This window comes from Candidatus Nitrosopumilus sp. (genome assembly GCF_040878665.1).
In the GTDB taxonomy this organism is placed as follows: domain Archaea; phylum Thermoproteota; class Nitrososphaeria; order Nitrososphaerales; family Nitrosopumilaceae; genus Nitrosopumilus.
In genome coordinates this window covers 136,666-151,034 of record NZ_JBBDLU010000001.1, presented here as the reverse complement: position 1 = coordinate 151,034, position 14,369 = coordinate 136,666, and the positions used below count along the sequence as shown (strand labels likewise).

14 protein-coding genes and 1 other RNA gene are annotated in these 14,369 nt (G+C 32.6%); 10 read left to right on the top strand and 5 right to left on the bottom strand.

Translation table 11 applies throughout. The features are described 5' to 3' along the window. Positions 1-210 precede the first annotated feature (210 nt). Positions 211-582, bottom strand: coding sequence for a C2H2-type zinc finger protein (locus WDZ98_RS00910; protein ID WP_368058532.1), 372 nt, complete (start codon positions 580-582; stop codon positions 211-213). A gap of 83 nt (positions 583-665) precedes the next feature. Here WDZ98_RS00910 and WDZ98_RS00905 point away from each other — a divergent pair, with 83 nt between their 5' ends. The 5 genes from WDZ98_RS00905 to WDZ98_RS00885 all read left to right on the top strand — a co-directional run bounded on the left by WDZ98_RS00905 (position 666) and on the right by WDZ98_RS00885 (position 4,482). Then, positions 666-1,052 carry a hypothetical protein gene (locus WDZ98_RS00905; RefSeq protein ID WP_368058534.1) on the top strand — a complete coding sequence of 129 codons (387 nt, stop codon included), beginning with the start codon at positions 666-668 and terminating at the stop codon, positions 1,050-1,052. A gap of 21 nt (positions 1,053-1,073) precedes the next feature. After that, on the top strand, positions 1,074-1,946 hold the full coding sequence (locus tag WDZ98_RS00900) for an NAD(P)-dependent oxidoreductase (protein ID WP_368058536.1): 873 nt from the start codon (positions 1,074-1,076) through the stop codon (positions 1,944-1,946). Positions 1,947-2,006: 60 nt separating this feature from the next. Next, positions 2,007-2,768: an SDR family NAD(P)-dependent oxidoreductase gene (locus WDZ98_RS00895; RefSeq protein ID WP_368058538.1), complete on the top strand. Its 762-nt coding sequence runs from the start codon at positions 2,007-2,009 to the stop codon at positions 2,766-2,768. Between the two features lie 238 nt (positions 2,769-3,006). Continuing rightward, on the top strand, positions 3,007-3,216 hold the full coding sequence (locus WDZ98_RS00890; protein WP_368058540.1) for a hypothetical protein: 210 nt from the start codon (positions 3,007-3,009) through the stop codon (positions 3,214-3,216). 51 nt (positions 3,217-3,267) lie between these two features. After that, on the top strand, positions 3,268-4,482 hold the full coding sequence (locus tag WDZ98_RS00885) for an NAD(P)/FAD-dependent oxidoreductase (protein WP_368058542.1): 1,215 nt from the start codon (positions 3,268-3,270) through the stop codon (positions 4,480-4,482). Here WDZ98_RS00885 and WDZ98_RS00880 read toward each other — a convergent pair whose 3' ends face one another. After that, positions 4,483-7,440, bottom strand: a complete 2,958-nt coding sequence (locus WDZ98_RS00880; protein WP_368058544.1) for a hypothetical protein — start codon at positions 7,438-7,440, stop codon at positions 4,483-4,485. 396 nt (positions 7,441-7,836) lie between these two features. Here WDZ98_RS00880 and WDZ98_RS00875 point away from each other — a divergent pair, with 396 nt between their 5' ends. Then, the gene (locus WDZ98_RS00875) at positions 7,837-8,466 is read left to right on the top strand and encodes a class I SAM-dependent methyltransferase (RefSeq protein ID WP_368058546.1); all 630 of its coding nucleotides are present in this window, start codon (positions 7,837-7,839) and stop codon (positions 8,464-8,466) included. A 33-nt stretch (positions 8,467-8,499) separates the two neighbouring features. Further along, an RNA gene (rnpB, locus tag WDZ98_RS00870) (RNase P RNA component) lies at positions 8,500-8,778 on the top strand. Between the two features lie 175 nt (positions 8,779-8,953). Here the strand turns inward: rnpB and WDZ98_RS00865 are convergent. After that, positions 8,954-9,097: a hypothetical protein gene (locus WDZ98_RS00865; RefSeq protein ID WP_368058548.1), complete on the bottom strand. Its 144-nt coding sequence runs from the start codon at positions 9,095-9,097 to the stop codon at positions 8,954-8,956. Positions 9,098-9,209: 112 nt separating this feature from the next. Beyond that, positions 9,210-10,568, bottom strand: a complete 1,359-nt coding sequence (locus tag WDZ98_RS00860) for a hypothetical protein (protein WP_368058550.1) — start codon at positions 10,566-10,568, stop codon at positions 9,210-9,212. Between the two features lie 116 nt (positions 10,569-10,684). Here WDZ98_RS00860 and cofD point away from each other — a divergent pair, with 116 nt between their 5' ends. From cofD to WDZ98_RS00845, 3 genes are all read left to right on the top strand, one after another. Next, positions 10,685-11,605: a 2-phospho-L-lactate transferase gene (gene cofD, locus WDZ98_RS00855; protein WP_368058552.1), complete on the top strand. Its 921-nt coding sequence runs from the start codon at positions 10,685-10,687 to the stop codon at positions 11,603-11,605. Position 11,606: 1 nt separating this feature from the next. Then, positions 11,607-12,245, top strand: coding sequence for a 2-phospho-L-lactate guanylyltransferase (gene cofC, locus WDZ98_RS00850; RefSeq protein ID WP_368058554.1), 639 nt, complete (start codon positions 11,607-11,609; stop codon positions 12,243-12,245). Positions 12,246-12,360: 115 nt separating this feature from the next. Continuing rightward, complete coding sequence (locus WDZ98_RS00845) at positions 12,361-13,269, top strand: transcription initiation factor IIB family protein (RefSeq protein ID WP_368058556.1); 909 nt, start codon at positions 12,361-12,363, stop codon at positions 13,267-13,269. A 2-nt stretch (positions 13,270-13,271) separates the two neighbouring features. Here the strand turns inward: WDZ98_RS00845 and WDZ98_RS00840 are convergent, their stop codons facing one another. Further along, entirely contained in the window at positions 13,272-14,369 is a 1,098-nt protein-coding gene (locus WDZ98_RS00840) for a hypothetical protein (RefSeq protein WP_368058558.1), read from the bottom strand.

Below are 14,369 nucleotides of genomic sequence, written 5' to 3'. Positions count from 1 at the left end.
AGTCCATAATTTGGATTAAAAGACAACCCCCAAATCAATACAAAAGAGGAATTGATTGGTTAAAAAACGGATCAAATCAGATGAAATTAGTAAAATTTCAACATCAACAAATTTGTCAGGAATTGTATTTTAAAACATAAGTATTTTGGAATACAATTTTCAATAAAAATAGAAATTAAAAGAATAAATTGTTAAATCTTTTGAAAAGATTCAAAGATAATGGATTCTCATGTGAACGTTTAGTTCCGTTTGATATTGTGTGATAAAACCACAATGAGTACATGAAAACATTCCATCTTGAGACGAGTTAGTAGTTTTTTCTATTGTTTTTCCTGAGATAGAGGTGATATTTATCAAATCGTTGTTTGAGATCACAGCAAAATTTTTTCCTTCACCTATAGAAATCAAATATTCTTTGATTGCTAAAATCACAGCATTAGGGTCAATATTGTCACGATCATCCAATGTAGACAAAGTAAATTGTTGATTTTTTAAAGTAGGGATGGCTTCAACTTTATCAGCAACGTAAACAAGTAATTCATTTCTTACGGACAGTATATCTCTACAGTCAATTGTGAGCATGAAGAATCACAATTAAATCAATATTTTAGTTTAACATATGTTTGAAAATGATTATTATGGTTTAATCATATGAATATGATTAGATGCGAGATTCAGAAACATTTGGAGTAGAAAAAGGTCATGGTGAAGAAGTGATTTCATGGTTAAATGAACAAGCAAAAAATCACTCTATGAAACTGGAAGCAAGATTATACGGATATAGTGTTTCAACCGAGAATTTTGGAGATTTTGAAATGTTTTCATGGATAGGAGATGTCCAAAGTGCGAGAAAAATGATCATCAAAGCAAGTAAAAGATTCAAAGTAAAGGTGATAGAGGGAGGATACAGGCCAAAGGAGAAAATAATTAAAATGAAAAAATTTGATTTTGCTAAAGTAAAGAAAGGAGACAAAACAATAGGTCAATTAGAATTTGTATCTTCAAGATTTGGAAACAATCAATGGGAAATTCAAAATGAAGAACGACATTAATTTCAAGGATTTGCTTATCAAATGAAAAAAATAGGAATTATAGGGCTAGGAATGTTAGGAAATGCAATCACACTGCATTTACTAGATTCAGGTTTTGAAGTTACAGTATACAATAGAACAAAAGAGAAGGCATTGCATGTAAAAGCAAAAGGAGCATATGTTGCAGAATCTCCAAAAGAAGTTTCTGAAAAGTCAGAATTGGTGATCATTGTAGTAAAAAATGCAGAGGCAGTAAAACAAGTATCATTTGGACAAAATGGTATCATAGAAGGAAATCATGAAAAACTAATTGTTGCAGACATGAGTACAATTGAACCATCAGAATCAAAGAATATTTCAAAAAAATTTCAAGAACACAACATAATAAAATTAGATATTCCAGTGATGGGAGGTCCAAATGTAGCAATTACGGGAGATTTGGTAATGATGGTGTCAGGAAAGAAAGAAAGTTTTGATCATTGTGAAAAAGTACTAAATACAATCGCAAGTAAAATATTTTTTTTAGGAGAAAGCGGTGTTGCTCATTCTATGAAATTAGCAATGAATCTTCAAATTACAATGCTTGCACTAGCATTATCTGAAAGTATTACTTTTGTAAAAAAATTAAATGCAGATCCAAAAAAATTCCTTGAAATTTTGAATTCTACGTATTTTAAAACTGGAATGAGTGAAAATAAAGCATATAAAATGATTGAAGGAAAATATGACACAACATTCACACTGGCAAATCTAAAAAAAGACATCAGTACCATTACAAATACTGCAAATTCCCTAGGAGTGAAATTACCAATGATTTCCAAAGCCGAAGAAATTTACGAAAATGCAGTCAAGGCAGGATTTGGAGAAATAGATTATACTGGGATCATAGAATATTTGAAAAAAATTAATGAATAGAATGAAATCACGAATAAAATTCAACAAAAATTCTATAAGCTACAAATACAACACTAGAATATGCGATTAAATGATAAAGTTGCCATTGTCACTGGTGCATCAAGTGACATAGGTAAAGGGATAGCAAAAAGATTTGCAGAAGAGGGAGCCAAAGTAATACTAGTTGCAAGAAATTTGGAGCAATTGGAGTTAGCTAGAAAAGAGATTGGAAACGAAGAGTCAACAGCATCAATCTCATGTGATTTAACTAATGAGTCTCAAGTGATGCAATCCATAAATCAAATTATGGACACATATGGCAAAATTGATATTTTAGTTAATAATGCAGGTGCAATCAATGATCCAATACATTTTCATGAAATGCAAGATTCTGAGATTAAAAAATTAATTGATGTAAATTTGTTTGGAGTATTTCATATCACTAAAGCAGTTCTTTCAAAGATGTCTGATGTAAAAAAAGGTGCAATCATAAATATTGGTTCAATTTCAAGTGAAAGGGCAATACCAAGAGTTCATTTGGCAGTGTATTCATCCACCAAAGCTGCAATCGCCATGTTTACAAAATCAATTGCAGTAGAATATGCAAGAAAAAACATCAGATGTAATTGCGTCAATCCGGGGATCATCAATTCAGGAATGATAAAACCATATCTAGACGATCCACAAGCAAGAAAAATTCTTGAAGAAAGGTTGCCACTTGCAAGAGTGGGAGAACCAGAAGATGTTGCAAATGCAGTATTATACTTGGCATCAGATGAAGCAAATTGGGTCACAGGAGCAATTCTAAATGTTGACGGTGGAAAAACATCTTCTGAAGGATGATGTTTTGATTTTAAACTCAGACTAACAAAGTATCTTAAGTGTGTGTTTTTGAATATGCATTATAGCTAAATCCAGCAATCAACATAATAATTCCAGTTATACCAGACCACAAAAGAAACGAAACCAATTCGGATTCATCCATGTTTAATTATTAATCAAAGAACATCTAAAGTTTGGGATCAATAATAATCACATAGATATCTGAAACATCTAAATAGATTTAATGCAAACGGAATTTATGCCTGAAATCATTTGTCAAGACTGTGGAAAACGCCTATTTCATGAAAATGAGATCACATTGAAGATAGAAGAGACAATTCATTCAAAATTCTGTAGAAAGACAGAAGGAGAAACTCATAGTTTCATGCATAGAGATCCATCACATATGCAAACTTTTGATTCAGAGAGGGAAAACGATTCAACAGGTACTCCAATATTAAAAAAATAATTCGTCTAGAATACCTCAAAATTATATCCTAGGAAATTATGATGCAAATCATTGTCAGAAGAATATCATTATGATTTAGTAATAGTGGGGGGAGGACCAGCAGGATCATCTGCTGCTTTTACAGCTGCAAAGAAAGGGGTCAAAGTGGCATTGCTTGAAAAAGAAAATACAATTGCAGAAACAGTTAGGACAAGCGGAGTCACATGGATTCAAAATATTAAAGAGTTTGGAATTCCAGATGATTGTTTTAACCCAATAAAGAATTTCTCTTTTTGTTCTCCAAACAACGAAGTAACTATAAGTGATTCAATTCCAAGAGCCGCAGTTTTAGATGTAAGAAAAACATATCGGTGGTTAGCAAACGAAGCTAAACAAACAGGAGCAGATATTTTTGTTAAGATGAATGTTAACGGCGTACTGAAAAATGAAAAAGGGGACATTGTAGGAGTAAACGCCACAGGACCTAATGGGAGGGCAGTTTTTCATTCAAAAATAGTGATAGATGCAAGTGGATTCACATCGACTGTTTGTAAAGCAATGGGGCATGTAACTCAATGGAAACGATTTGGAGCAGGTGCAGAATACGAAGTGAAAGCAGAACATGTAGATTCCGAAACATGGTGGCTAATGGTAGGACAAAAATATTCACCTGCAGGATATGCGTGGATTTTTCCTTTAGGAAACAACATGGCAAGAATTGGTGTAGGAGTAGGAAAACCAGAATCGAATGTGGATCCTACACAAAGACTCAAAGAATTAATTGAAAATAAAGTTGGCCCAATAAGAAAGTTAGGTGAAATAACACCAATAGAATTCCATTATGGATTGATTCCAAATGATGGGTTGTCAAGAAAAACAGTTTTTAATAATTTAATATTAGTAGGAGATTCAGCAGGACAAGCAAATCCTCTTGTGTTAGAAGGAATAAGATATGCGATAAAATTTGGCAGAGTGGCAGGTAAGATTGCAGCAGATGCAATAAAATCAGGAAAAACAGATAGAGATTCGCTGTATCCATATGAAGAAAATTGGAGAAAAGAGATTGAAACAAAAATTAATTCTGCAAGTAAAGTTCAGAATAGATGGATTGGTTTAACAGATGAAGAATGGGATAAAGAACTAGACACAATTAAAGAACTTAAATCTGAAGAATTTATTGATTTTATAAAAGCGGATTTTGGATTAGCAAGTATGATAAAATTAGCAACACATCATCCAAAATTAGTAGTAAGGCAGTTATTTAGTTTAGTAAAAAGAAAAAACTAATCAAGGCACATTAAAGAAATCAGTCACCACTACATCATGGTATTGTAATTGTGTAACATAAACACCAGAATCAAAGGGACGAGAGATAACTTCAGTGAACAAGCCTGAAGAATTATCCTTTAGAGCAATCTCATCGATCAAGTTACCTTTTTGATCATAAACATCAACAAAAAGATCTTCTCTAAATGCGAGAGTTTTCTGAACAGCTCCTGAGACAAATAATTTATCATCATCATAAACTGCCTCAACTACGGCAATACGTGACCTTACGGGTAGATATCTTTCAATGAGTGTTTTTAATTCATGTAGATTGTCATTAATGACACCAATATCTTTATCCACAAATGCAAATTCGATTTCATTGATGATAGATGCGAATCTAGGATTTTCAGTAAAATTATCACCGCCAAACTTTTTGGCAAACGACTCTAATTCGTCAAATTCACGAGCAAGATCAACCATATTCAAATCAGATTCGCTGTATTTGTAATCAAATTTTTCTTTAATGTGAACAATTTGTGTGGCTTTTGAATCCTTGTACTGTAACATTACAACGTAAAGTCCAGGGTCAGTTGGGGCAATCCACTGAGTAAAGAAGTTCCCTTGTTTAGTATCAGTAAATTCCAGACTACTGTGTGTTGTGCCATCCATATTGTATACTGTAACATAGAGATTTTCACGTCTATCAAAAATAGATTTTTCAGTTGCCCCATTAATTATCCAAATATCTTTTTCAGCATCAAAAGAAATATCATAAATGATGTGAGCATTATTTAACACCAAATGATCACTAAGATAAGTTCCAATTTCAGATATCTTTGATTCAGCATCTACAAAATTTGCAATTTGAATTAACTTATCAGCATCATTCATCTTTTTATTATATTCATCAACATATTCTGAAAATTCAGAATTATAGAATTTTGAAACCATATTAGAAAAAGCATCTAATTTTTTACGAAACTCAATACGTTTGATTTCATCTACAGTATACCCATTTGGAGAACCGCGTGGATCATCAGCATATGCCTGTGAGACCATAGTCCATTCATTAAATAAATCTCGCACTAATGCATCTGCTTGATCAAGATCATTTTTAATCACAAGATCTCGTACGTTATCAATTTTTTCATTAAAGGTTTCAGTGAATTCAATATAATTTGGTAAAAATCTATTTTTTGTTAGACTAAGTTCAACCAAATTTTCAAGAGATTTAGCACGCTGTAAAATATCGCTTGCACGAACTTTGTATGCATCTTTGTTGTAAGAGTCCAAATCAGATTTTATTTTAGGATAGATGTCACTAACCCAAGTTAATAAAACTTCAATTCGGTCAATACGAGTGATAGAAGGGTTACCAGATTCCATTTGTTTGGCAGTGTCCAAAATTTTGAGAGCATTATCAATTAAGAAAAGATTTGAATAATCAGCTTGGAGTTCAGCTTTTTCTTTCATGCTATTATACTGGAATTCTAAAACAGTTAGAGGATTTCTTTTCTCTCTCAATTCTGTCATGGATTGATCAAATTCGGTAACAATTTTTAAAATATCATCAACAGAGGAAGCATTTTCAACTCGTTCTAAAAGTAATTTCCAATCGACTACAATTTCAGAATCCACACCTGCGGCTTGTGAAATTTCAACACTTTTGTTAATTCTGGAAGAAATGTCAATAATCTGAGCCATTTGATGTACTTTAGATTCTGATTCTAAAATATCATCAACAGAGGTAGCCAAAGCCAAATCACGCTCCAATTTGTTCCAATCAGGCATGATCAGATTTGCAAGATCACTATTTTCGTCAGAATCAGACAAAATGAACCTATCAACATTGTCAAGTTCTCGTAAAAGGATAGCTGCTTGATGTAATTTTGAAACACGTTCTGATGAAGCAAGTAATTCTTCTACAGATTCCTTTTCATACAATGAAGGTTTAAGAGATTCCCAATCACTTTGAATTAATCTGTAAAGATCACTATCTTTCCTAGATATAACGTCAAGATACCTAGATTTGGATAAAATGTCAATAAGCTCAGTGAGTTCATCAGAATAAACAGGAGCAGTTCCCCTGGCAAAAATAAATCCAATTTCATTTTTTACGGATTTACTCATGATTGTATCCGATTTTTTCATTAAATTTAACAAAGTATCTTCTAACTCATCAAATGTCGGAGTTCTTTGTGGAACTACTTTTTCAGGATTTACATTAGTTATATCAACAAATGCATCAGTTAACAAATCAATTGCTTTAGTTTTATCACCAATTTCATAATAAAATATTGCAGTAAAAATTAATTCATCAATGGATTTTGCAATATCAAAAGAAATTTCATTTTCATTCAATAGTGTTTGTACAGAATTCAATGATGAAGATACTGCAGGTCGTATTAAAGGATTAATTTCAAATACTAGTTCGTCTACAAAAAATTCATTCCATAAACCAACATAAGTAGATTCTAGTTCAGAGATATTATTTGACGTTTGAACAGATACAGGTGGAGGAATATCAAATAATTTACCGATTAATGTTGCTTGGTCAAAGATTAAATTTTGAGCTAAAGAAATTTTTTCTTCATTTCCAAGTTCAGAAAAAGAGTCAGATGATACAGTGAATGTTGTTGATTTTGCATAATCCCCATAGAATAATTTTATTTCATATTCACCAGAAATCCCACAAATTCTACCTTTTAGTGGAATCACATCGGTTATGAAAACACCGTTGGGTAAGGGCATTAGTTGTTGGATCTGGCACAAATCACCTTGTGGATTAAAAATTTGCATTATCAGGAAAGAGTCATCTAATAAATTTGCAATTTGGCCATAAACAAATAATGGCTCCCCACTGTTATAATTTCCAAAATTTTCAAGAATAGTAATTCTGTCAGGACTTTGTGCAGAGGCATATACAGGCATCAGAAGAAGGGCAAATAGGCTCAAAACCACTAAAATCCGTCCCATAAGGATCAAAAATGAGGCTCATACTACTTAAAACTTGAGTAGCTATGATTAGCAAGGCATCAGAAATATCAAGCCATGGCAGTTAACATGATGTAGCTACCAGATTTGATATTTTGGGTACAATATTGGTATGAGGGATCTGGTAAAACATACAAGTTGAATGGAATTGGACCGGAGTGCATGTTGCACAATCTTTGCAAATCATGCTATTTGGTTTCATACATTGTAAGCACTTTGTATTAGAGTATAATTTTCCACCACAGTTTCTACATGATTCATCAGGCAATTCTATTCAAATTTGATTAAAAAAAATTAGATATAAGATACACGGATAATTCGTTCATATCAATGATCAGTAAGAAGAAGATTATAATTAAAACAGGAAAACGACATAGTATGGATAAGATTAGGAAGACTTTTGATCAGTGGGCTCAAAACGGTAGAGCCGAATTAATGGAGGCAGAACATGAGAAAAATGTTTTAAAATTTTTGAAAACAATCCACTTTGATGAGCCATTTACATTTTTGGATGTAGGATGTGGAAATGGATGGGTGATAAGAAAAATTGTAAAAGAAAAAAAGTGTGAAAAAGCAATAGGGATTGATAAAAGTAAAAAAATGATCATTCATGCTAACAAAAAGAAAAATAGTAAAAAAGAAGCATATATTCATACAGACATAGAATCAATGAAATATAAGAAAAAATTTAATTTTGTATTTTCTATGGAGTCATTGTATTATGTAGATTCGATTGAAGTGGCATTAGAAAAGATATACAAAATGCTAAAACCAGGAGGAAAATTCTTTTGCGGTACTGATTTTTACACAGAAAACAAAGCAACATCTAGATGGGCAAAGATAATGAAAATACAGATGCATCTTCATTCAAAAAAAGAATGGAGACAGTTTTTCAAAAAAACAGGATTCACAGTAAAAACAAGACACATTAAAGATTTGAAAAATAAGAAGAGATGGAAACGAGAATACGGAACTTTATTCATAATAGGCACGAAACCAAAAAAGTAATACTCAAATCTAATAACGAAATACAATAATCATGTGAGCTGGAGCACGACACGCTGCTACGGCAGAGGAAACTCCTCCCTCCATACAGGAAATGTGATCTGGAGATAGATAATCAGAGATGGTTGGCAACGGAACAGAAAAAAATCCAATATGGCGCACAATGATGGCAAAACCTGAGATTTCCATAAAAGGAATGAAAAAGACGACCCACATGGAGCAAAGCCAAACAGAACTAAAGGATCCTGTACTAAGTTCAGGTAGGCTGCAAAGCGAAATATCGTGAAAACAGAAGGAGGGTTACTCCCAGCACACATAATTTTTTAAAATTTTTCAAAAAACATTGATTAATATAATATTTTCATAAAAAATATGAAGTTAGTATGATAAAACGAATTCAATGCCCATATTGTAAGAAACATCTTGCAGGAGGACATTTAAAAAGACATATCAGAACTATTCATAAAAATAAGTCATTAAAACAATGAAACTATTTTAGTCCTTTTTCCAAGACTTCATTTACTATTCGTGAAAAGCTAACAGTGGAAGCAGATTCTTTAATTCGTTTTGCTTGTAGTAAACGTAGTTTTTTTGCAATGTCACTATTCAACATTATAGTAAGTCGTTCTGCCATTACAAAGATTTTGTTTACTACTATTTTCAATGATAAAAAATCAATTATTTACTAAAGAATCAAACATAATAGAATATTTCCATTTATGGAAATGATATATTCAAAAATTAGATTAACTCATAGAACTAACTTGTTCTTTACAAATTTCAGCATTGCATCTACATGTTCCATCACAAAGACATGCTCCTTGCATTGCACAGTCACATTCAGAATGCATTTCAGCAGATGCTGCACAACCACATGCAGCTTCTTCTTGAGTAGAAGGAGCAGGCGGAGAATTCTGTGGATTGTGTTCGTCGTAAACATTACGTGTCTGTTGATAGTTAGTATCATCTTTTAATTGAGCCTCTCCTCTGTTGGTTTGATAGCCGCCAGAAGATGCACTAGTCTGATAACCAACCAATCTACTTGGATCAATTCCTTGTTGGCCTTGTTTCTCATTTTTAAGAGATCTGCTACTAATAAAGAAAAACGCAATTCCTGCCACAGCCGCCATTCCAGCCATACCATAAACTATGAAAATTGGAAAATCGCCAGTAGACGTTGTTGCGTAACCTTCTGGAGGAGTTGGAGTGACACCAATAATCTCAACACCATCTAAAATATCTAAAGCGCCAAATCCGATTGCAGACAAATTAGCTTGATCTGCAGATTGCACAGTTCGTATAACATATTTTTGATCAGAATTAATTTCAGCTTCAAACACTCGTTCAACTTGTCTTCCTTCTCTAATGCTACTCTCACCCATAGTCCAACTAGAGATAACAAATCCGGAAATAGATTTGTCTAGTCCAAATGTTGCAGCGTCAGAAGTAACGCCAGTAGGATCAAATAAAAAGTGCCAGTTGGTCAATGGTTGTTCAGCAATAAAATCAGCGTTAATCATATTTTTACTAAGAATTTCTTCAGCTTCAGTACCAACAACTATACTGTAAAGTAAAGGCTCTTCAACTTTGAATAAACTGATCGGATGATTGATATCTATACCATCAATTTGAATTTCTTGATTTGTAGATAGACCTCTCCATCCTAAATCAACGAGAGTTCTAACTTGATCCTTTGTGATTACATATTCGCTCAAAGTACCACTCAGAATAACTTTGTAATCAACTGAAGAATTGATGTTTCTTCCTTTAAGATGAATATCATATAACACATTAAGATCTGAGATCCTTGCTTGACTACCAGAATCTGCAATATTTTCATTTAATTTCTTCATCAAATTTTGAACCCCTATATTTGATGAATCAGCAGTTCCACTAAGGGTCCATGATTTTGTATGTAATTCATCAAAGAGTTGGCCTCCGTTTGGATATTCAATAAAGATGGTTTTTTGGTAATTCACTTTAAATGGAGAAAAGTTACTATTAGGATTAATTTGAGCATCTAATTGAGCAGCCCAAGCAGGTACACTTGTACCAACTACGATAATGGTTGCAAGTAAAACTGTCATAATTACAGCTCTAGACACGAGTAAAATCCGTAAAATTACCGTAATAAACTTATCCCAATTATCTAGATCGGCATTTTTTGAAAAAGTAATATGGAGTATCAAAAATACTATTTTTAGTTTTAGAGGAATATGATATGATTACAGTCTTAGCAGGTGGAACAGGATCGGTCAAATTAGTAAGAGGACTAGTTGCTCAAGAATCCAAAGTAAATGTAATTAGTAATGTAGGAGACAATTATTGGCTTTACGGACTTTATGTTTGTCCAGATATAGATACCATTGTTTACGGATTAGCAGATTTACTTGACCAAGAAAGAGGATGGGGAATGCAAAAAGACACATTCAATTTTTTGCGTCAAATGGAGGTTTTTGGAGAAGAAACGTGGTTCAGAGTTGGAGATAGAGATGCTGCAACACATTTGATTAGAACAAACATGTTAAAAAATGGAAAAAATCTAAGCGACATTACAAAATGGATGTGTGAGAAATTTGCAGTAACTGCAAACGTTATTCCAGTTACAGACAATAGTATTGAAACAAGAATTACTACAGATAAAGGAGACTTACATTTACAAGAATATTGGGTAAAACATAGAGGAAAAGATCCAGTAGAAGGAATTCAATATATTGGAGCAGACAAAGCTCGACCAAATCCAGAAGCAATTAACGCAATTCATGATGCAGACATGGTAATTTTGGCACCAGGAAATCCACTTACATCAATTGGTCCAATGTTGCAAATTAAAGGGATTAGAAAAGAATTATCCAAGATAAAGAAAAAAGTAGTTGCAATTAGTCCATTAATTGGAGATGATGCAATAAGTGGACCTACAGCAAAATACATGCAGGCTGCAGGAATAGAATCAAATGCTTATGGGCTGGCAAAAATGTATTCAGATGTGTGTTCAAATATGATTATAGATACTAAAGATAGATTGCTAACAAAAAAAATTCAAAGTTTGGACATGAAAGTTTTTGAAACAAAAATCACTATGAAAAATAAATTAGCAGAAGATGCATTAGCAAATTTTATTCTAAAGCAAGTACACGTATAATTTGAAAATTGCAGCAATAATCCCAGTAAAGACTTTCTCTAAAGCAAAAACACGTTTAGATTTATCAGTTCAACAAGTAGAAGAGTTATGCAAAGTGATGTTAGAAGAAATTTTGCACACATTATCAATATCTCCACATATTGAAAAAATAATCATGGTCACTAAAGAAAAAAAAGCAATCGAGATTGGTAAAAAATACAACACAATTACAATCATTGATGAAAAAGAAGAGAGTGTCAACAATGCAGTAGCATTAGCGGACAAATACCTTTTAGAAAATGATTTTCATGCATCAATTGTATTTCCTCAAGACATTCCATTTATCAAAACTCAAGACATTGATTTTATGTTAAACTATAAAACTCATCCAAATTTTGCAATTATTATTCCATCTAGACGATTTGATGGGACAAATGCATTAGTAAGAATGCCAGTGAATTTGATGGAGACGCATTATGATGAAGACAGTTACAAAATTCACATGAATACTGCAAAAGAGCACACACTCAATGTTGCAATGGTTTTTGTAAAAAGAATAATGTGGGATATAGATAACATAGATGATCTCAAGTTTTTACTAGAACAAAATGAAAAGCCAGAGATTAGTGAAAAAATCAGAAAAATACTAGAAACAAACTAGAAGATGAAAATTGTAAAAAATAAAAACATCATTTTAGGTACAAGATCGACAACAAACTTATAAACAATTAATTAGAAAATTTTAAATATTATCATAAAAGGTTTTGAGAGATAAAATGGTTAAAACAGTAAATCCAAAAGACAGATGCCCAAGATGTGGAAAAGGGACACTAGTTACAGATGCCAATACAGGTGAGAATTTTTGTGGCAAATGTGGATTTGTGATTACAGACAAAGTAGAAGAATCAGGACCAGAATGGAGGTCATTCTCAAATGAAGGTGAGAACAAAAGTAGAGCAGGAGTTCCAACATCACTTGCTATGCACGATATGGGTTTGGCCACTGTAATCAATCCACAAAATAGAGATGCAACTGGAAAACCACTTACATCTGCAATGAAAAGTACGATTGAGAGATTAAGAACATGGGATAGTAGAAGTCAAGTACACGAGCCAGTAGATAGAAACTTTAGACAAGCATTTAGTGAACTAGACAGATTAAAAGACAAACTTGCAGTAGGTGATTCAGTAATTGAGAAAGCAGCTTATATTTACAGAAAAGCTCTTGAAAAGGGTCTTGTCAGAGGTCGTTCTATTTCAGCTTTAATTGCATCTGCACTTTATGCAGCGTGTAGAGATACAGAAACTCCAAGAACATTAAAAGATATTGGATTGGCAAGCAACATTAAACGAAAAGATATTGCGAGATGTTATCGTTTATTGTTAAGAGAATTGAATCTGAAAATGCCAGTTGTGGATCCAGTAAAATGTATTTCAAGGATTGCAAGTAAAGCAGGATTGTCTGAAAAAACAAAAAGAAAAGCAACAAAGATTTTACAAACTGCAGAAGAGCAAAAAATCTCAGCAGGTAAAGATCCTATGGGATTAGCTGCTGCTGCGCTTTATGTAGCATGTGTGACAAATGGAGAAAATAAAACGCAGAGAGACGTAGCAGAAGCTGCAGGAGTAACTGAAGTTACAATTAGAAATAGATACAAAGGTTTGAAATTAGCTCTAAATCTTTAAAATTATTTTTTCAAAGTAAAATTTTTAATTTCTTTTAAGAGTTCAAAATCAGACGTAATTAAGTTTTCAGGGTAACAATTAAGCATATGACCGTTTGGGATTGAATAAAAATTCCAGTCCAAGCATTCCGTATCAAACTCATATGGATGTGTATTATCATATTTCCAATCAAACCCATTTTTTATTTTTTCATCGGGATAACCATGTCCTCTAATCAAAGTGATTGTATCATCAATGTAATTCACGGAAATATTTCCATAAAGAGAGTTAGGATACAGATGTAAAACATTGGGATGGTGAGTAATGGATTCAAATTCTTTTTGAGTGACATATTCATTATGAAGTAATATTACGGAATCAAATTTATCTAATAGACTAGGATCTTTATCAATATCAATATCAGTGAGCAGAGGATAGCCAAGGAGAGATAAAATCTTTACAGCATTAGAGGAAGCAGAATAGCCTAAATGTTTAGAATATTCAATTTTTGTAGTCAGACATTCTGTAGAGCATTCATTTCTGAAAAAAGTGTAAAACCCAGGTTCCCAATAAGCACTAGAAGTAAAAATAGGCACTATAACCACAGAGTTTTGGTTTTCAGCATCATACAAAATATCTTCAATGTGTTCAATGTCTGATTTTAATAGAAAATGGATGTCTTTAGGGATCGGAATATTATTTTCAAAATAGAAATCTTTCTCATATGCATACATTATAAAAAATTCGTTATTTCCTGAAAAACGATGTTTCGTGTAATCAGGCAAAGAAACAGAGTTTGCCACTGTGAGAAGGTTTTGTTCAAGTAGATATTCAAGAGAGTTAAGAAACTCGACTTCAGAAATTAAACCATGTACCCAATAATATGCAGTATTCTTAAACCAAAAAGGAATTTTATTTTCAGATATAGAAGAAGGAGTGTTCAGTAAACCATCAAATATCAGCCAATCTACACCATGAGCAAAGTTATCATCACTGATTTTATCTGCAGACCACCACATAGCATTATTTTTAACCCAAAATGGGATTGATTCTTCAGCGTAAATGGTCAATGTACCGCCTAAACAAAATAGCACTGTAAAAAATAATAACAATATCTTCAT

Excerpts from the sequence above, each read along its gene's own strand:
- cofD (WP_368058552.1), top strand. The coding sequence starts at position 10,685 with ATGATTACAGTCTTAGCAGGTGGAACAGGATCGGTCAAATTAGTAAGA.
- WDZ98_RS00895 (WP_368058538.1), top strand. The coding sequence starts at position 2,007 with ATGCGATTAAATGATAAAGTTGCCATTGTCACTGGTGCATCAAGTGAC.
- WDZ98_RS00840 (WP_368058558.1), bottom strand. The coding sequence starts at position 14,369 with ATGAAGATATTGTTATTATTTTTTACAGTGCTATTTTGTTTAGGCGGT.
- WDZ98_RS00890 (WP_368058540.1), top strand. The coding sequence starts at position 3,007 with ATGCCTGAAATCATTTGTCAAGACTGTGGAAAACGCCTATTTCATGAA.
- WDZ98_RS00875 (WP_368058546.1), top strand. The coding sequence starts at position 7,837 with ATGGATAAGATTAGGAAGACTTTTGATCAGTGGGCTCAAAACGGTAGA.
- WDZ98_RS00905 (WP_368058534.1), top strand. The coding sequence starts at position 666 with ATGCGAGATTCAGAAACATTTGGAGTAGAAAAAGGTCATGGTGAAGAA.
- WDZ98_RS00865 (WP_368058548.1), bottom strand. The coding sequence starts at position 9,097 with ATGGCAGAACGACTTACTATAATGTTGAATAGTGACATTGCAAAAAAA.
- WDZ98_RS00910 (WP_368058532.1), bottom strand. The coding sequence starts at position 582 with ATGCTCACAATTGACTGTAGAGATATACTGTCCGTAAGAAATGAATTA.
- WDZ98_RS00845 (WP_368058556.1), top strand. The coding sequence starts at position 12,361 with ATGGTTAAAACAGTAAATCCAAAAGACAGATGCCCAAGATGTGGAAAA.
- WDZ98_RS00900 (WP_368058536.1), top strand. The coding sequence starts at position 1,074 with ATGAAAAAAATAGGAATTATAGGGCTAGGAATGTTAGGAAATGCAATC.
- WDZ98_RS00880 (WP_368058544.1), bottom strand. The coding sequence starts at position 7,440 with ATGGGACGGATTTTAGTGGTTTTGAGCCTATTTGCCCTTCTTCTGATG.